A 17,993-nucleotide genomic window follows, 5' to 3' on the forward strand; every position below is an offset into this window, starting at 1 on the left:
CCAGGAAGAGGCGCTGGAACTTGCCGACCGGGTGGTGGTGATGAGCAAGGGCACGATCGAACAGGTCGGCACCCCCGACGAGATCTACGACCATCCGGTSTCGCCGTTCGTCTACGGCTTTATCGGCCAGTCGAACGCGCTGGCCGTCACCTTGCAAAACGGCGAGATCTGGTTCGAGGACCGGCCGATCGGCCTCAGAGCCCCGACCGAGCCCGACGGCCCGGCCACCCTCCACTTCCGCCCGCACGACATCGAGCTGATCGATGGCTGCGGCGGCTGTCTCGCCGGCCTGGTCACCGCCAGCCGCCGCGTCGCCGGCACCCGCCATCTCGAACTCGACCTCGGCCGCAACCATCCGCATGCCGAAATCGAACTGCCACCCGAACGCACCACAACACAGGACCGCGCAAGGGTCGCATTCCGCCCGACAAAGTGGAAGCTGTTCAGGGACGAGAAGGCGGGCAACGAGGTGCCAAGCGCAGACGTCGAGGCGGAGGCGCCGGTCCAACCGTTCGAACTGGCACGCACCGGGACCTGACGGCTTCTCAGCGCCCGATCCTCATCTCGCCTCCAAGCCATTTCCCGTTTCTGCCGAGATGCGCTACAGCACCTCATGCGGTGAGAGAAGCGGGAGACGAGGCGCATGTCCGTTATTGACGATCTGAAACAGGCACTCGGCGATGCCGTGCTGACCGGCACTGACATCGGCGAGCGCTATCGCAGCGACGCCAGCCTCACCGGACGTTATCTTCCGAAGGCCGTCATCCGCCCTGCGAACACAGAGGAAGTCGCAGCGACCCTCCGCATATGCAACGCCCATGGACAGGCGGTCGTCGTACAAGGTGGGCTGACCGGCCTTGCCGGCGGCGCGAACCCGGACGAGGACGCGATTTCCATCTCGCTCGAACGCCTGACCGGCGTTGAGGAAATCGATCCGCTTTCCGCAACCATGACCGTCCTTGCCGGCACGCCGCTCGAGGTCGCCCAGCGCGCCGCCGACGATGCAGGCTTCCTGCTGCCGATAGACCTCGGCGCCCGCGGCTCCTGCCAGATCGGCGGCAATCTCGCCACCAATGCCGGCGGCATCCGCGTCATCGGCCATGGCGTCACGCGTGACAACGTCCTGGGGCTTGAAACCGTGCTTGCCGATGGCACGATCCTCTCGTCGCTCAGCAAGATGATCAAGAACAACACCGGCTATGATCTGCGCCAGTATTTCATCGGTTCGGAGGGCACGCTCGGCGTCATCACACGCGCCGTCCTGCGGTTGAAGCCGCGGCCGTCCGGACGGCTGACGGCGCTCTGCGCGCTTCAGACCTATGACCAGGTCGTCGCCTTCCTGGCGCGAGCACAAAGAGGACTTCCTGGCCTCTCGGCCTTCGAGGCCATGTGGGAAGACTATTTTCACTTCAACTGCGAGGCGGAGGGACAGCGCTTTTTCGAGACGTCCCCCGCCTTTGCGGTGATCGTGGAACAGGATGTCCAGGGCCACGAGACCGACAGCGAGGAATTTGAGACCTTCCTCGGCGCCGCACTGGAAGACGATGTCATCGTCAATGCTCTGATCGCCCAGTCGGAGAAAGAAAGCCGGCTCTTCTGGCAGGTGCGCGAGGGCCACGCGATGGACCGCTTGCTGCCGGCGCTGATCAATCTCGACGTCAGCCTGCCGATCGGCGAAATCGGCCGTTTCGCGGCCGAATGCGGCGCGGCGCTCGCCGCCCGTTTCCCGCAGGCGCACATCTCCTTCTTCGGGCATGTTGCCGACAGCAATCTGCACATCGCTTTTTCCACGCCGGGAAGCGACGAGAGCACGCAGCACGCGGTCGACGGCATCGTCTATGACATCGTTCGGCGCTATCGCGGCTCGATCTCCGCCGAACACGGCATCGGCACCTTGAAGCGGGAGTTCCTCGGCCATTCGCGAAGTGCGGCTGAGCTTGAGGTCATGCGCCGGATCAAGCACGCGCTTGACCCGAAGGGCATCCTGAACCCCGGCAAGGTTTTTTGACTGGGCGTATCGGCCTCAGAGCCAGGACGCCGGCGTCTTCGGCAAGCGGCTTTCCGGATCGATCACCGTCAACTCCGCCCCGCCGGCATTCCATCGCCAGAGCGCGACGCAGCTGCCGCCCGGGGACATGAAGGACGGGTAGATCAGCCCATCGAAACCACGGCTGGTCAACTCCGCCTGCAGACGGTGCGTCGCCGGCACCACGCCTTGATCCAGTGCGTCGCGCCACTCCTCCCGGTGGATATCATCAGTAACGCCGAAATCCGCAAGCACATCCGGCGCCATCATATCGGCCAGCCACGCATGCCGCAGTTCAAGCTGAGCGATCAAAGCGGGATGCTGGACAAAGCTCTGGTTATATTCCGCCCAGGCGGTCGACAGTTCGCGCGCCGCGTAAATCGTCGGCAGGCCGACCGGGTTCCAGCGGCCGCCGAAGCGCGCGGCACCATCGCCCGAAAGCGGAGCGTGGGCCCAGCGGGGCACATAGGCGCGCCAGAGGCGCACCGGCTCACTCTCCGACATCAGGCGTAGACACCCGAACGCACGGCCTCGAGATAGGCAAGCACCTTGTCTGCCTTGCCCTCTCGGGCAAGATCATAGGCAGTCTTGCCCGCCCATCCGGGGATCGGCTGGTGCTTGAACCAGATCACGGCCCGGCTCTCGTCGCCCGCCATTTCGGCAGCCATGGCGAGGATACGCACGACTTTGCTGAGAGCCGCGTCGACCTTGCGCGCGCTCGACTTCGCCGTCAGCGTGTTGCGTGCGACGCCGATCAGCTTCGCCAGTTCCGCAAGTGTCACGCCCAGACGATCCGCGACCAGCCGGGCAGACAGAAACGACGACTGGCTTTCGCCGAAATGGGAGGCAGAGATGTTGAAGCCGACGGCTGACATGGCGCATTCCGATCTTATCTTGATCATCACCTGATCAAAATAGGCTCAAAATCTGCTCAAATCAAGGAAGCGATGCCTGTCGCCAAGAGGGCTCGCGCCGTTCGAAGAAGGCGGCAACGCCTTCGCGCGCCTCATCGGACTCCCAGCAATCGGCAAGCTGCTCGATCGTCGCGGCAATAGTCTCTTCGGTGATCGGCTGTCCGAGCGAACGGGCAAGCCGTTTCGCCCGTCCGGTCGCACCGGGCGCTGTCTGGAGATAGGGTTCGACCTCGGCCGCAATTGCCGCATCAAGCGCATCGGGGGCAGCAATGGCCGTCACCAGACCGGCATCCCTTGCCTCTTCGGCGCTGAACAGGCGTGCGGACATGAACAGAGGCCGCGCCCTGCCCTCGCCGATGCGGGCAACGACGTAGGGGCTGATGGTCGCCGGAATGAGGCCGAGCCGGGTTTCGGTCAGGCCGAAGCGCGCATCGGACGACGCAATGACGGCATCGCAGATGCTCATGAGGCCGACGCCGCCGCCGAAGGCATTGCCGTGCACCCGTGCGATGACCGGCTTGGCGATCTCGTTCAGCGCCTTGAACATCAACGCCAGACGGGTCGCCTCGGCGATCCGGGTCGGCCGGTCCGCGTCGAACTGCTCGCGCATCCAGTTGAGATCGCCGCCGGCGCAGAAACTGCGGCCTTCGGCATCGAGCACCACGACGCGGACGGTGACATCCACTGACAGTCGCTCCGCCGCCTCAGTCAGTTCACCGATCATGATTGCGGAAAGCGCGTTGTGCTTCTGCGGTTGCGCCAGCGTCAGGCGGGCGACGCCCTTCGCATCGACGGCGTATCGGATCGTTTCGAACATCAGCCAGCACTCCTCAGCGATCGTGCGAAGGCGGCCGCATCTTCGAGCCTTGCCGCATCCAGCCCCGTCGAAAACCCGCGCCCGATGACAAAGGCATTGACATCAAGCGTATCGACATTCCCTGCGGCGCCCGGCGCATAGGGGCAGCCGCCAAGGCCACCGGCAGAAGCGTCGAAGACACGCAAGCCGCGCTCGAGCGCGACTCCGATATTGTCGAGCGCTCGCCCGGACGTGTCGTGAAAATGGCCCGCCAATTGTTCGGCCGGAACATGAGCCAGCACGGCCGCCAACATCGCGTCGACCGCCTCGGGCGTGCCGCGCCCGATCGTGTCGCCAAGGCTGATCTCGTAACAGCCAAGCACCATCAAGGCGGCGGCCACTTGGGCAGCGCTCTCCGGCGCGATCGCGCCTTCATAGGGGCACTCGACAACGCAGCTGACATAGCCTCGCAACGGCACAGCACTGGCGCGGCAGGCCTCTGCAACCGGGCGAAAGCGCTCGATGCTTTCGGCGATCGAACAATTGATGTTCTTCTGCGAGAAGGTCTCAGACGCCGAGGCGAAGATCGCAACCTCGTCGGCCTTGGCCGCCAGAGCCGCATCGAAGCCCTGCATGTTCGGCGTCAGCGCCGCGTAGCGCGTACCCGGTCGACGCTTTATCCCGGCCATGACAGCCGACGCATCCGCCATTTGCGGCACCCATTTCGGGCTGACGAAGCTCGTGACCTCTATGCGCTGGTAACCACAGTCCGACAGCAGATCGACAAGGTGGATCTTGTCCTTCGTGTCGACAAGCCGCTTCTCGTTCTGCAAGCCGTCGCGTGGCGCCATTTCGACAAGTGTGACATGTTCTGGCGCCAGCACGCTCATTCGCTGCGCTCCGGTTGCAACACGACGAGGATCGCGCCGGCGCTTACCTGTTCGCCTGGCGTTACCAGCGCGCTCTCGATGACGCCCGCACGCGACGCTGCCAGCGTCAGCTCCATTTTCATCGCTTCCATCACCACGAGCGGTTGGCCCTTCGTGACCACGTCGCCGGCGCGAACATGGATGAGCTTGACGATGCCGGGCATCGGAGCGGCAAGCTCGTCCTCCGCCGCCTCACCGGCGTGGGCGGTGGCGAGCGCATCGGGAAGGCGAAGAACGAAGGTCTCGCCACTGACGAAGAGCGTGATGGTTTCATGCTCGCGCAGGAAGCGGAAGACGCGTTGCTCGCCGGAGATCTCCACACGGGCGCCATCGTCGAACCGATCGAGCACAAGCACCGGAAAGGTGCTTTCGCCAGCCCGCACTGCGAACTGATCGCGCCCGCGCGCGGCAAGCGTGACGACCGATCGCCCGCCGGCGTGGTCGACGGCAATGCTTCTATGAGCATCCCCCCAGATCTGCCAGTGACCGAGCGACGACCAGGGATCGTCGGATTTCATCGGCTGCAGCACGCCGGTGGCGGCGATCGCCGCCAGTGCCAGCGCCTCGTCACTCGGCACCACAGGCGTCGTCAATTGATCGATTGCCCGGTCGATAAGGCCGGTATCCGGCCGCCCGGCGCGAAAGTCGGGCTCTGCAGCGAGGCGGGCCAAGAAATCGAGATTGGTGATGGTACCGCCGATACGGCAGGCTTTGAGGGCGCTCTCCAGCCGCGCCAGCGCCGACGAGCGGCTCGGCCCGTGTACGATCAGCTTGGCGATCAGCGGGTCGTAGTAGGGGGCGATGACGTCGCCCTGCCGGACGCCGGCATCGACGCGGACGCCGTCTACAGGAAAATCGAGCGTTGCGAGCCGCCCGGTTGCCGGCAGGAAGCCGCGCGCCGGATCCTCGGCATAGATCCGTGCCTCGAACGCCCAGCCATCAATGGCGATTTCATTCTGTCGCTTTGGCAAGGCCTCGCCGACAGCGGCGCGCAACTGCCACTCGACGAGGTCAATGCCCGTGATCGCCTCGGTGACCGGATGCTCCACCTGAAGCCGGGTGTTCATTTCCATGAAATAGAACTGGTCCGGCCAGAGCCCGTTGGTGACATCGGCGATGAATTCGACCGTGCCCGCACCGACATAGCCGATGGCGCGCGCAGCCTTGACCGCGGCCTCGCCCATGGCGCGGCGAACCTCCGCCGTCATGCCGGGCGCCGGCGCCTCCTCGATCACTTTCTGATGGCGGCGCTGCAGCGAGCAGTCGCGCTCGAACAGATGCAGGATATTGCCGTGGCGGTCGCCGAAGACCTGGACTTCGATGTGACGCGGCTTGGTCAGGTATTTCTCGATGAGCACCGCGCCGTCGCCGAAGGCGGCTTCGGCTTCGCGGCGCGCTGCTTCAAGGGCCGCAGCAAACTCGTGCGGCTGCTCGACCTTGCGCATCCCCTTGCCGCCGCCACCTGCGCGCGCCTTGATGAGTACGGGAAAGCCGACGTCAGCCGCCCGGTCCGCCAGGAAGGATGGCTCCTGCTCGTCACCGTGATAACCGGGGACAACGGGCACGCCGGCCTGTTGCATCAGCGCCTTGGCCGCATCCTTCAGCCCCATCGCGCGAATAGCGTCCGGCGACGGGCCGACGAAAGTCATGCCCGCGGCCTCGACCGCCTCGGCAAAATTGGCGTTTTCCGACAGGAAACCGTAGCCCGGGTGAATGGCATCCGCGTTGACGGACCGAGCCGCAGCCACGATCCGCTCGATCGAAAGATAGCTCTCGGAGGCTGTTGGCGGTCCGATGCGGATCGCCTCGTCCGCCAACGTCACATGTAAAGCGTCGACATCGGCATCGGAATAAACGGCGACAGTGCGGATGCCCAGGCGCCGGGCCGTGCGGATGACGCGGCAGGCGATCTCACCGCGGTTGGCAATCAGAAGCTTTGAAAACATCGGCATATGGCCCGCCCTATTGTGCCGCGATCACTTCGACTTCGAGCAACCAACCGGAATCGAAGATGCCGGCAATCACCACCGTCATCGCCGGCGCGAGCGGACCGAGATATTCGGCACGGGCCGCGCGGTTGGCCATGGTGTGGTTGCGATCGGCGAGAAAGGCCGTCACCTTGACGATATCGGCCTTGCTCATGCCGGCGGCCTTCAATTGGGCGTCAATGTTCAGCCAGACCTGGCGCGCCTGTGCCTCGAAGCCGTCGGGCAGCACGTCGTCGGAATTGAGCGGCACCTGGCCGCTGACGAAAACCAGTCGCTCGAAATTCTCGAGCCGCACGGCTTGCGAATAGCCGCCACGGGGTTGCGGCGCATTCTTGGCGTTGACGTTTTCGCGCTTCATCGCGATCTCCCTACATTCTGAACAGGCCGAAACGCGTATCTTCTATTGGCGCATTGAGCGCCGCCGACAGGGACAACCCGAGAACGTCGCGGCTCTTGCGCGGGTCGACGACGCCGTCGTCCCAGAGCCGGGCCGAGGCATAGAGCGGATGGCTCTGGCGCTCGAAGAGATCGAGAACCGGCTGCCGGAACTTGGCTTCCTCTTCCTCGTTCCAGGGCGTTCCGGCGCGCTTCAGCGCCTCGCCGCGCACCGTCGACAACACGCCGGCCGCCTGTTCGCCGCCCATTACAGAAATCCGGCTGTTGGGCCAGGTCCAGAGGAACCGCGGCGAGAAGGCGCGACCGCACATGCCATAGTTGCCGGCACCGAACGATCCGCCGACCAGCATGGTGATTTTCGGCACCTGCGCCGTCGCCACGGCCGTGACCAGCTTGGCGCCGTGCTTGGCGATGCCTTCGGTCTCATATTTGCGGCCGACCATGAAGCCGGTGATGTTTTGCAGGAACACCAGCGGGATCTTGCGCTGGGCGCAAAGCTCGACGAAGTGCGCACCCTTCAGCGCCGATTCCGAAAAAAGCACGCCATTGTTGGCGATGATGCCGACGGGAACGCCGTGGACATGCGCGAAACCGCAGACGAGCGTGGTGCCGTAGCGCGCCTTGAACTCGTCGAAGCGGGAGCCATCGACAAGTCGGGCGATGACTTCGCGGATGTCATAGGGCGTGCGCAGGTCCGCCGGCACGATGCCGGCGATCTCCTGCGGATCGTAAAGCGGCGGCTCCGGGCTCTGCAATTCCACCGACGTCGGTTTGCGGCGGTTGAGTGCGGCGACCGCACGGCGGGCAAGCGCCAGCGCATGCGCATCATCGCGCGCCATATGGTCGGCAACACCGGAGAGACGCGTGTGCACGTCGGCGCCGCCAAGGTCCTCGGCCGAGACCACTTCACCGGTCGCCGCGCGCACCAGCGGCGGGCCGGCCAGGAAGATCGTGCCCTGACCCTCGACGATGATCGTCTCGTCCGACATGGCCGGCACATAGGCGCCACCTGCGGTGCACGATCCCATGACAACGGCGATCTGCGGAATTCCGGCCGCCGACATGTTGGCCTGGTTGTAAAAGATCCGACCGAAATGCTCCCGGTCGGGAAAGACCTCGTCCTGGTTCGGCAGGTTGGCGCCGCCGGAATCGACCAGGTAGATGCACGGCAACTGGTTCTCGGCGGCAATCTCCTGCGCACGCAGATGCTTCTTGACCGTCATGGGATAATAGGTCCCGCCTTTGACGGTCGGGTCGTTGCAAACGATCATGCATTCGCGGCCGGACACCCGGCCGATACCGGTGATGAGACCCGCTGCCGGCGCATCGCCGTTATACATGCCGTGTGCGGCCGTCGAGCAGATTTCGAGGAAGGGCGTTGCCGGGTCGATCAGCGAGGCGACGCGGTCGCGCGGCAGCAGTTTGCCGCGGCTGACATGGCGCTCGCGCGCCGTCTCGCCTCCACCGCCGGCCGCCATCTTGACGGCGTCCTCCACAGTCGTAATCGCCTCCGCCATCGCCGCCTGATTGGCCTTGAACACGTCGGACGAGGGCGAGATGTGAGATTTCAGAACAGTCATGAAGTCCTCATTCGATCGAGCCTGATTGTGGCTTCGGAGGTCTACCCTGGCGTCTATCTGGTCTCGGTGAACAGCTCGCGGCCGATCAGCATGCGGCGGATTTCACTGGTTCCGGCACCGATCTCGTAGAGCTTGGCGTCACGCAACAGCCGCCCGGCCGGATAGTCGTTGGTGTAGCCGTTACCGCCGAGCGCCTGGATGGCTTCGAGCGCCAGCGCCGTTGCCTTCTCGGCCGCATAAAGAATACAGCCGGCCGCGTCCTTGCGGGTGGTCTCACCACGATCGCAGGCTGCAGCCACCGCATAGACATAGGCGCGCGCCGCGTTCGCCGTCACATACATGTCGGCAAGCTTGCCCTGCATGAGCTGGAACTCGCCGATCGCCTGGCCAAACTGCTTGCGCTCGTGGAGATAGGGGACGACGACGTCAAGGCAAGCGGACATGATGCCGAGCGGTCCGGCGGACAGAACGACACGCTCATAATCGAGGCCCGACATCAGCACTCGGACACCGCCGCCTTCGTTGCCGAGAATATTTTCCGCCGGCACCTCGCAATCCCGGAAGATCAACTCGCAGGTGTTCGAGCCGCGCATGCCGAGCTTGTCGAGCTTCTGGCCGGTGGAAAAGCCAGCAAAGTCTTTTTCGACGAGGAAGGCGGTAATTCCGCGCGGACCGGCACTTGGGTCCGTCTTGGCGTAGACGACCAGCACGTCCGCATCCGGGCCGTTGGTAATCCACATCTTGCCACCGTTGAGAACGTAGCGGTCGCCGCGCTTCTCGGCCCGAAGCGTCATGGAAACGACGTCGGAGCCCGCTCCCGGTTCGGACATGGCGAGTGCGCCGACATGTTCGCCGGAGATCAGTTTCGGCAGGTAGCGCGCCTTCTGCGCCTCGTTGCCGTTGCGGCTGATCTGGTTGACGCAGAGATTGGAATGGGCGCCGTAGCTCAAGCCGACGGAGGCGGAGGCGCGGCTGATCTCTTCCATGGCGACGCAATGGGCGACATAGCCCATGCCCGCACCGCCATAGGCCTCGTCGGCGGTGATGCCGAGCAGCCCGAGATCTCCCATCTCACGCCAGAGTGGCGTCGGGAAAGCGTTGTTGCGATCGGTTTCCGCCGCCAGCGGCGCGATACGCTCAGTCGCAAAACGGCGCACGCTATCGCGCAACGCGTCAATGTCCTCGCCGAGCGCGAAGCTCAATCCGCCCTGAAACATCTCTCGTCTCCTCCCCTCGACCCTATCAGTGATCTCCTCACCACCAACTGGCCGGTCTGCGCTCCATCCTCTACGCGCAACGCGGCGATTGCAATGATATCAACGCCGCGATGTCGAGCGACGATAACACCGCGTCCCGCTAATTTCCTTCCAAAGAGGAAATCCGGGAAGCACGATCTGCAAAGTTTAGGAACGTTTGGCGATACATCCGCTGCGTGAAGGTGCTTCGGCCAATCTGGCTCGCGGCAACTGTCGTGTCGCGACGGAATCGCTTGCGAAGCGTTTACTTGTTCGGCCAGATCTCCTGCGCCTTGCCGACATCGGCAAGGCCGCGCTGCGCCTCACGATTGCCGGTGGCAGCGACTGCCTCGAAGATACGTCGGGCTTCGGCGTAATACTTGAGACTGAGATAGGCGTAACCGCGCAGCACCATCAGGTCGGACCGCTGCGTCGAGATCTGCCCCAACTGATCGAGAAAAATCAGCGTCTCGCGATAACGTTTGGCATCGAAAGCGGCAATCGCCCGGTCGGCGAGGATCGCGCTCTGGAGTTCTTCGGCCCGACCACGGCTCTGTGTTGATTTCGTTGCGGCGACCGCAGCCTTGTTGGTCAGCCCGGCCCTGAGATAGGCGAGGCTCTGGCCATAAGCGGCATCTTCGCGCATTTGCAATGCTGGTGCCTGCAGGGCGACCTCGAAGGATTCGGCCGCTTCCAGCGGGCGGTTCAGATCCATCAGGCACCAGCCGCGCGTCAGCGCCGCCTGCGGCGACAGCCGCGCCGGGTTGATGGTCGTCCGGCATCCCGTTACCGCCCTGCCGGCCGCTTGTGGTCGGCGAGCAACGGCAACCGGCTGCTCGACCACATAGCGTGTCGTCGTTCGTGGCGCGGCCTCCGTCACGACTGCAGGTGACCTTCGCTCCGCATCAGCTATCGGTGCCGGCTCTCGCGCAAGCGGCTGTTGTTGCCGGGCGATGGCGTCGCGCCGTTCCTCCTCGGTCTCGCCGAGGAGGGCGATGCGCTCCGAGCGCCCCGCCCAGAGCCGCTGGATCTCGGCGACGCCGGCAGCATCGCCCAGCTGGTTGCGGCTGAGCGCCAGGCCATAGGCCGAAGGTTCGTCATCGGGCTTCCAGCGAAGCGCGGTGGCAAACCATTGTGCGGCCGTCGCCGGTTGTTCCATGGCACGGGCATACCAGCCGAACTGCTGCGCCGTGGCCGGATCACGCCCTTTGGTCGTCTCCTGCGCGATCCGGGTCAGTACTTCCTCGCTCAGCGTGACCGGTGGCTCGATCGCCAGCAGGTTTGCCGTCGCGGCAAAATAGGTCGCCTTGGCATCGGTCGACGTATCGCGCCAGGGATACAGTACTTTTTCCGCATCCTCATGCGCCTTGCGGGCGATCAAGGTCAGCGCCAGGCCTTGCGACGCGGAGGCTGAATCTTCCTTGTCGTGGGCGCGACGGAACCATTGTTCGGCCGCGCTGATATTCTCCCGGCGAAGCTGGTACCAGCCCAGGAGCAGCGCGTCACTCGCCATGCCCTCGGTTTCGACCAGGCGTTCGAGGCGCTGGATATATTTGGGATCGACCGCCAGCTTGCCATCCGCGTCGCCTTCCGCAACGAAGCGGCGCGCCAGGTCGTCGCGAATGCTTTCGAACTCGGCAGCGCCTCCAGGTGCTGTCCGTTCGTGGGCCAAAATCTCCTGCGCCATCTCATAGGGCAGTCCGGAAACCGCCTTCTGCACCGTCGCCAGCCGCTCCGGAGCGTTCTCGCAATTCTTCAGCACGTAGAGATAGGCGTCTCGGGCGCGATCGGGACGTTTGGTCTCGGTGAAGGCATCGGCCACCCGCCACAGCACATCCACTTCCGAGCACGTCAACAGGCTCGGTGTGCTCGCCGCAACCTCGATGACCGTCTCGTACTGCTTGAGATCGGAGGCATTCACCAGGCGCGCCCGTGCTTCGGCGACGTTCAGCCGCTCGAGCAGATCGGCCGGCGGTTTCCAGGCGGCCTCGCTTGCCTGGCGCTCGGCGATCGCCTTTCGAACCTCGGCGTAGCGCCCCTCCGAATAGAGCTGCCACATCGTTTCGAGCTGGACATCCTTGTTACGCGGAACCGCAAGTGGGTCCTTGGGCGGCGTCCAATCGGGATAGAGCGCCCTCAGCCGTGATATCTCGGCCTGCAGTCGAGCGGTATCACCCTTGCTGGCGAAGTAGCGCAGTGCCGATTCGTCTACCACCGGCGCCGTTGCCTGCGACCGCCTCGCATCGGCGGGCTGCGTATTCTGCGTGACCTGCCGAAACTCAGGCGCTGCGCCTCTCGAACCTCTGTCCACGACACCGAACGACGCCTCGTCGGGAAGCGCGCCTCCGTCAGGGCCCGTCGCTGGCGCACCGGCGTTGCCGGCCCAATTCTTGCGCAGAAGCCCATCGTCGGTAAATCCGACAATCCCGACCGCCGTGAGGATGATTCCGGCGATGACAACGGTTGAGGACTTCATAGACACTCCGGACGCTTCTCCTTCGCATAAGACAACCCGAGGAGGTGCAGTGTCGAAGGGTAATATTGCGTCGGGCTGAACACCTTGACGCTGTCGGGCAACGGAGCCCGCTCCATGAGACAGGCCAGAATATGGTTAACAAATTGATAACCGGGGTCCGTCAGCGTCGCCCGAACAGCCCCTGTCGTTACGTCGCTGATGAGCAATTCGCCATTGGCACCAAGCATGCCCTGCCGCAATCTTGAAAGCAATTCGGCGTCATCGATGTCTGCCCGAACCAGGTAGAGCGGAATGCGCAGCGAATTGTAGCCGAATTCCGCCGGGAAGCCCTGCGCCGCCTTCAGGCGCGTTTTGGCGCTGATCCAATCGGCCGGCATCTTTCGCGGGCCGAGCTGCAGTTGATCAAGCATCTTGCGACCATCATTCGCCAGCGCCGCCCATATCGGCGAAGGCGCGACGCGATCAAGGACAGGGAAGGCCTCGAAGATCCAGTAGGAAGGGTTGACGACGGGACCGTCTTCGCGATCGGTTGCGGAAAAACCGGCAACCCCCGGCAGCAGCAAGGTTCGGCCGCCGTAGTCGATCACGGTCCGGTCGAGGATTGCTTTCGCGATCTTGGAGGCCGCCGAGAGGTAGTCCTTTCGCTTCCACCGTTCGCCGGCAAGCGTCAGCGCATAGGCGATCAGGATATCGCCGTCGGTCGCATTGTTGATATCGATCACATGCGGCTTTTCGCTCGGGCTCCATTTCCAGGCGGCAAGTCCGTCGTCGCGCAAAAGCAGCTCGCGACGGGTAAAGGACCAGATCAGCTCGAAATCGGCAGCGCTGCCGGCAAGCACCGCCAGCCACAAACCATAACCTTGTCCCTCGCTGTGGCTGATGCCGCCGTTACCGTCATCGATAATGCGCCCACCGGGATCGAGGAACTTTGTCTTATACTTCTGCCAATCCTCGGCGCTCACGGTCTCGCCCCGTCCCTGGGCTGCCGCGCGCGTCTGAGGCAGAGCGACGACAAGAGCCAGGGTGAGGAGAAGAACCGTGCGCCAGATCATGGGCGGCGCCCGAGCCGACTGAGCATGGATGACGTGGCGAGGCCCAGCAGCACCGATAGTGTTACGAGCAGCACGGCGTAGAAAAGAATGTTGCTCGACAGCCAGTTGGCAATGATCAGCCGGTAATTGCCAAACGAGGCCGGCCTTGTCTGCACGAAACTGAAATTGGCGACCGGCACCACCTTGACGGCGTTGGTTGCCGGCTCGTAGGTCGAGATGTGCCCGGCGATCTCTCGCCATTGATCGATGTCGGCAAGTGCCGACACCCCATCGCTCAACTGTTTGGCGGACGGCGCTGCAACCAGCGTCCACGTGGCGTCATCCGTGGGGTTTGCCCCTTGAGCGAGGAGCAAGGTTGCCGTTTCCGGAGGGACAAAATCGCTTTGTTCCTGCGGCAGAATGCGTAGCGAACTCAGGGAGATGTCGAACTCCTGCTTTACCCAATCCTGAAGAGCCGTGATCTGGGTGCGCCAGGCGCCGCCACTCAGGCGCGTCTGCCATTCATCGATCGCCTTCTGGGTATCCGCGCCGCGCCCGACGGCCTGTGCGCTGCCCCAGGACATCTGGCGGCTGGGATCGATACCGACTTGCGTCAGCACAGTTTTCGGCAATTCGGGCAACGTACCGATGAAGAGCGCATTGCGCGTGCCAGCGGCCAAAGGCGAGGCAATCATCTCGACCGCGATCGGCCGCCCGCCGGCCACCCCCAACCGTGCCAGGAACGTGGCAGCGGCCGACAAGGTGTCGGCATCGGCCCGGTCAATGAAGAGCGGGATCACGCCCGCGCTGTTGCGATAGGGTGCCGCCGCGCCCGACATCGCGGCGAGATTGGGCCGCCGACCGATCCGCGCGAAGTTGGGCATATGAAGTTCGGACGTGTCGAACAGTGCAAAACGCGGATCCGTCGAGGCTGGCGCACCCGGCGCACAGGCCTTGTCCTGCTCCGTCAAAAGCACGGCCTCGAGCTCGATCAGGTTGGGCCCGGGCTTGAAATGGCGCATGGTCACATTGATCGGCAAATGCCGCAGGATGCCGCCGGTCGCCGAATCGAACGGGACCGTCGAGGCGATGTTGCCGTTGACATAGATGTCGATCCGGCTGCCGGGCCGCACCGTCTCGGTATAGGCCGCATCCAGCAGGATCGTCGCCTCGCCATAGGCGTCCGCATAGAAATCCGACGGGACTGCCACCGAAAACCGGGACCGGAAGCGACGACCGGTGAATTCGCTGGTCTCGACGCCGAGCTCGGAGAAACGCAAGCGCGTGTTGCCGGCAACGACAGGTGTTTCCGGCAAAAGCCAACGTTCGGTGTTGATGACGTCGCGGGGGACATTGCTCGGCCGGTCCATTGGCTCGGCGATAGCCTCGATCGCGGCCTGAACGGCCGGCCAGTCGGGGCCGCTGAGAACCAGAACCGGCGCATTCGTCTCGCCATCGCGGACGAAGGCCGCAACCGACCCACTGGCAGCGCCATCGGGCAGCGAAGGGAGCAGCGGCGATACCTCATCGACGGTGCCCGCAATCACGGTCAACTCGCCGGGCTTGCCCAGCTCCGGCAGTCCTTCGCTGAGAATGACCCGCTGCGCCGGCATATGGCCGCGCAGGGCCAACCCCTGTGCAAGCCGCATCAGGCCCGCAGCGCGGCTCGGCTGCTGCATTCCCGGAACGACAAGATTGAACTGCGTGTGTCCCCTGTCGTCCAGACCGACGGCGCGGATATCGTCCACGCTCGCAAATGCCGCGCTCTGCGCATCCGCAAAGCTGATGAAAGCCGTCTCCGGCGCGATTTCGGTCCAGAGTTCATAGGTGGATTCGATGGTGCAGTCGGTACGGTGGTGCTGCTGCACCCGAAACCTGATGTCATTGGAACCGGCCCGCAGCAGACCGGCCGGCAGTGCGTAACTCCGGGTCTCGGCGGTGCCCGACGCCTTGATCGGCCCCTCGCCGACCAGCTCGCCGTTGACGAAAACCGAAAGGGACGAAGCCTCCGGCGCGATCACGATCGCATTCTGATAACCGAAATTCAACGTTGCAGCCGATTGTGCCTGGGCCGGCGTCAGATACATCGACCAGGCGCGTTCATCGACCTCACCGGTGAGCGACAGCGCGCTGAAGGGAATGATGTACCGCCTGAAACCATCGGGCCCGCCGCCAACCGCTGCGGGACTGCTTGCGTCCGCGCCGGGCTCGCTGGTCGGCTGGCCCTCATCCGTCCCTTCCGGCAGTTCGATAGACGGCTCGACGGCCGGCCGCTCCGGCGACATGTCGAACGGGTTCGACTGCGCGAACGTCTGTGTCGTCGCGGCAAGGAACATGATGAGGAGGGCAACCGGCATCCGCTTCATCGCCGCGCCTCCGCTTGCCTGTCGGAGGAGCGCAAGCTGCGCGCGAAATAGATCAGGCCGCGGCTCATCTGATAGAAAGCCAGCCACAGGAACCAGGCCGTGCCTGCGACCAGTCCTGGGTTTCCGCGCCGCGCCTTCTGGAACTCGCTCCATTGCTGGGAGTTCGCAAAGATCAGATCCGCCACCAGACTGTGGTGACGCGCGACCTGCGGCAGATAACGGCAGCCGATCGTGGTGATGTCGCCGGCACTCTCCTTGTTCTTGATCGCGACCGGCAAGGTCTCGGAGGTGCCATCGCCACTATAGGGCTCGAAGCGAATGAGCCCGTCCGTGTCGACGGGTAGCGTCGCCGCATCGACGCCATAGACCTGAATTCGGGCGCCGTTGGCCGATACGTCTTCGATCGTTGCCGGATACCATTGATCTGCGACACCGAATTCGCAGCGCCGGCTGACCTTCACGCGCCGCGATGACGCCTTTTCCCCGCGTTCCGAGACCACGCCGAGCGCGCAGCCCGCCATGATCAGATTGAGGAGGTTCCAACCTCCCACGACCAGGGTTACGTCAGCCTTGTAGGGCTCGGTGTAGACCCGGTAGACCGTCATCAGAAGGGCGATGAAAAGCACGGCGAAGATGACGAAGAACGGTCGGCTGATTTCCGACAGGCGGCTCTCCAGGATCGACTCGTCCTTGGCCGTCACCTTGAAGGTCGGCCGGCTCGGGCGCATCAGGACCGAGATGACCGCCGGCAGCAGATGCACGGTCTGGGCATATTCGTAGAGCTCCGAGATCCACGGCCAACGGAAGGCGCCGTAGAGATAGTTCTGCATCATCAGGTTCACGAGCATGTAGGCGAGCGTATAGGCAAGGAACTCACCACCCGACGCGGTGAAGATTTCCAGGTCGAAGAACAGATAGAACAGCGGCGCAAACAGAAAGATCGTGCGCGACACCGGGAAGAGCCAGAACAGCGTCGACGACATGTAGCAAAGCCGCTGCGGGATCGACAGCCCGCGCTTGAACAGCGGAAAACGGAACAATAGGATCTGCATCATGCCCTGCGCCCAGCGACTGCGCTGGCCGATGAAGCTGGCAAAGGTTGCCGGTTGCAGCCCGGCGATTAGCGGCCGATCGACATAGATGCTGTTCCAGCCGCGGCCGTGCAGCGCCAGCGCCGTTTCGCAGTCCTCGGTGATGCTCATGCCGCTGAAGCCGTCGGTATCATCGAGCGCCTTGCGCCGGAGCACGGCAGCCGAGCCGCAGAAGAAGGCCGCGTTCCACTTGTCGAGGCCGCGCTGGATGATGCCGTAGAACATTTCGTTCTCACTCGGCATCTTTTCGAAGGTTCGCAGATTGCGCTCGAGCGGATCAGGATTGAGAAAGAAGTGCGGCGTCTGCACCAGGAAAAGCTTCGGGTCGCTTTCGAAATAGCCCACCGTTTCCAACAGGAAATCGCGAGCTGGCGCGTGGTCGGCGTCAAAGACGGCGATCAACTCGCCGTCTGAATGCAGCATGCCGTTGTTGAGATTACCGGCCTTGGCATGTTCGTTGCGCTCGCGGGTCAGGTAGCGCACACCGAGATCGTCGCAGAGAGCCTGCAATTCCATATGCCGGGCCGAGGCGCGCTGCGCCTCCACCAGATTCATCGAGTAGCGCTTTTGCTGGGTGCCGCCATCATCAAGCAGCCAGACCTGCAGCTTGTCGGCCGGGTAATCCATGCCTTTGGCGGCAGCCAGCGTATTGGCCAGCAACCCTGCATCCTCGTTATAGGACGGCACGAAGACGTCGACCTTCGGAAACGCCCCCGGCGAGATGGCCTTTGCCTTGCGCGGCGGCAGCGGCATCGCGACGACGAACAAGCTCAGCGACAGCATCATCACGCTGTACATTTCGGCGAGGTAGAGCAGGAAGCCGGGAATGAAGTTCTCAAGCTGGTTCAACGGCGGCAGCGTGCTGGTCGTGCGCCAGTAGACATAGCGAAGCACGATAGCCGTTCCGAAGGCGAGCGCGATCAGGCGCCAGCGACCTTCGGCCTTGATGAGCTTCAGTATCGCCATGAACGTAACGACGAGCACGCTCACGATCAGCTGGGTCTGAAGATTGACCGGCAATGTGATGACGGCAATGACGCAAAGGGAGAAAAACGCCCACGCTGCAACGGGACCGATCTTGCTCATTCATTCTGCCTTCCAGCATTCGGCATCATGCCACTGGTATCGCTTGACCTGACTTCATCTGGGCTTTTGCAAGCCCGAT

13 protein-coding genes and 1 pseudogene are annotated in these 17,993 nt (G+C 63.7%); 2 read left to right on the forward strand and 12 right to left on the reverse strand.

Going from position 1 to position 17,993, the window contains the following annotated elements:
• Both ASD52_RS40515 and ASD52_RS36275 read left to right on the forward strand, forming a co-directional pair.
• Nucleotides 1-538: pseudogene (locus ASD52_RS40515) on the forward strand (TOBE-like domain-containing protein); the annotation flags it as partial.
• A gap of 105 nt (nt 539-643) precedes the next feature.
• Nucleotides 644-2,008: an FAD-binding oxidoreductase gene (locus ASD52_RS36275; protein WP_057208938.1), complete on the forward strand. Its 1,365-nt coding sequence runs from the start codon at nt 644-646 to the stop codon at nt 2,006-2,008.
• A gap of 15 nt (nt 2,009-2,023) precedes the next feature.
• Here ASD52_RS36275 and ASD52_RS36280 read toward each other — a convergent pair whose 3' ends face one another.
• The 12 genes from ASD52_RS36280 to bcsA form a co-directional block, all read right to left on the reverse strand.
• Nucleotides 2,024-2,530, reverse strand: coding sequence for an RES domain-containing protein (locus ASD52_RS36280; RefSeq protein ID WP_025428465.1), 507 nt, complete (start codon nt 2,528-2,530; stop codon nt 2,024-2,026).
• Nucleotides 2,530-2,901 carry a DUF2384 domain-containing protein gene (locus ASD52_RS36285; RefSeq protein WP_025428464.1) on the reverse strand — a complete coding sequence of 124 codons (372 nt, stop codon included), beginning with the start codon at nt 2,899-2,901 and terminating at the stop codon, nt 2,530-2,532. Before ASD52_RS36285 ends, ASD52_RS36280 begins: the two co-directional genes overlap by 1 nt.
• 61 nt (nt 2,902-2,962) lie before the next feature.
• Nucleotides 2,963-3,760 (reverse strand): crotonase/enoyl-CoA hydratase family protein, encoded by a 798-nt coding sequence (locus ASD52_RS36290; RefSeq protein WP_025428463.1) that lies wholly within the window; start codon nt 3,758-3,760, stop codon nt 2,963-2,965.
• On the reverse strand, nt 3,757-4,626 hold the full coding sequence (locus ASD52_RS36295) for a hydroxymethylglutaryl-CoA lyase (RefSeq protein ID WP_057208936.1): 870 nt from the start codon (nt 4,624-4,626) through the stop codon (nt 3,757-3,759). Before ASD52_RS36295 ends, ASD52_RS36290 begins: the two co-directional genes overlap by 4 nt.
• Nucleotides 4,623-6,611: an acetyl/propionyl/methylcrotonyl-CoA carboxylase subunit alpha gene (locus ASD52_RS36300; protein WP_057226872.1), complete on the reverse strand. Its 1,989-nt coding sequence runs from the start codon at nt 6,609-6,611 to the stop codon at nt 4,623-4,625. The genes ASD52_RS36295 and ASD52_RS36300 overlap by 4 nt, the downstream gene beginning before the upstream one ends.
• A 16-nt stretch (nt 6,612-6,627) precedes the next feature.
• On the reverse strand, nt 6,628-7,011 hold the full coding sequence (locus tag ASD52_RS36305; protein ID WP_057208934.1) for a RidA family protein: 384 nt from the start codon (nt 7,009-7,011) through the stop codon (nt 6,628-6,630).
• A 10-nt stretch (nt 7,012-7,021) separates the two neighbouring features.
• Nucleotides 7,022-8,629, reverse strand: coding sequence for a carboxyl transferase domain-containing protein (locus ASD52_RS36310; RefSeq protein ID WP_025428459.1), 1,608 nt, complete (start codon nt 8,627-8,629; stop codon nt 7,022-7,024).
• 53 nt (nt 8,630-8,682) lie between these two features.
• Nucleotides 8,683-9,846: an isovaleryl-CoA dehydrogenase gene (locus ASD52_RS36315; RefSeq protein WP_025428458.1), complete on the reverse strand. Its 1,164-nt coding sequence runs from the start codon at nt 9,844-9,846 to the stop codon at nt 8,683-8,685.
• A 283-nt stretch (nt 9,847-10,129) separates the two neighbouring features.
• Nucleotides 10,130-12,340, reverse strand: a complete 2,211-nt coding sequence (locus ASD52_RS36320) for a hypothetical protein (protein ID WP_025428457.1) — start codon at nt 12,338-12,340, stop codon at nt 10,130-10,132.
• Nucleotides 12,337-13,392, reverse strand: a complete 1,056-nt coding sequence (locus ASD52_RS36325; protein WP_025428456.1) for a glycosyl hydrolase family 8 — start codon at nt 13,390-13,392, stop codon at nt 12,337-12,339. The genes ASD52_RS36320 and ASD52_RS36325 overlap by 4 nt, the downstream gene beginning before the upstream one ends.
• On the reverse strand, nt 13,389-15,737 hold the full coding sequence (locus ASD52_RS36330; RefSeq protein WP_025428455.1) for a cellulose biosynthesis cyclic di-GMP-binding regulatory protein BcsB: 2,349 nt from the start codon (nt 15,735-15,737) through the stop codon (nt 13,389-13,391). The genes ASD52_RS36325 and ASD52_RS36330 overlap by 4 nt, the downstream gene beginning before the upstream one ends.
• Nucleotides 15,734-17,914 (reverse strand): UDP-forming cellulose synthase catalytic subunit, encoded by a 2,181-nt coding sequence (gene bcsA / locus ASD52_RS36335; protein ID WP_057208928.1) that lies wholly within the window; start codon nt 17,912-17,914, stop codon nt 15,734-15,736. Before bcsA ends, ASD52_RS36330 begins: the two co-directional genes overlap by 4 nt.
• Nucleotides 17,915-17,993: the final 79 nt, after the last annotated feature.

The organism is Ensifer sp. Root142, assembly GCF_001426785.1.
GTDB lineage: Bacteria > Pseudomonadota > Alphaproteobacteria > Rhizobiales > Rhizobiaceae > Ensifer > Ensifer canadensis.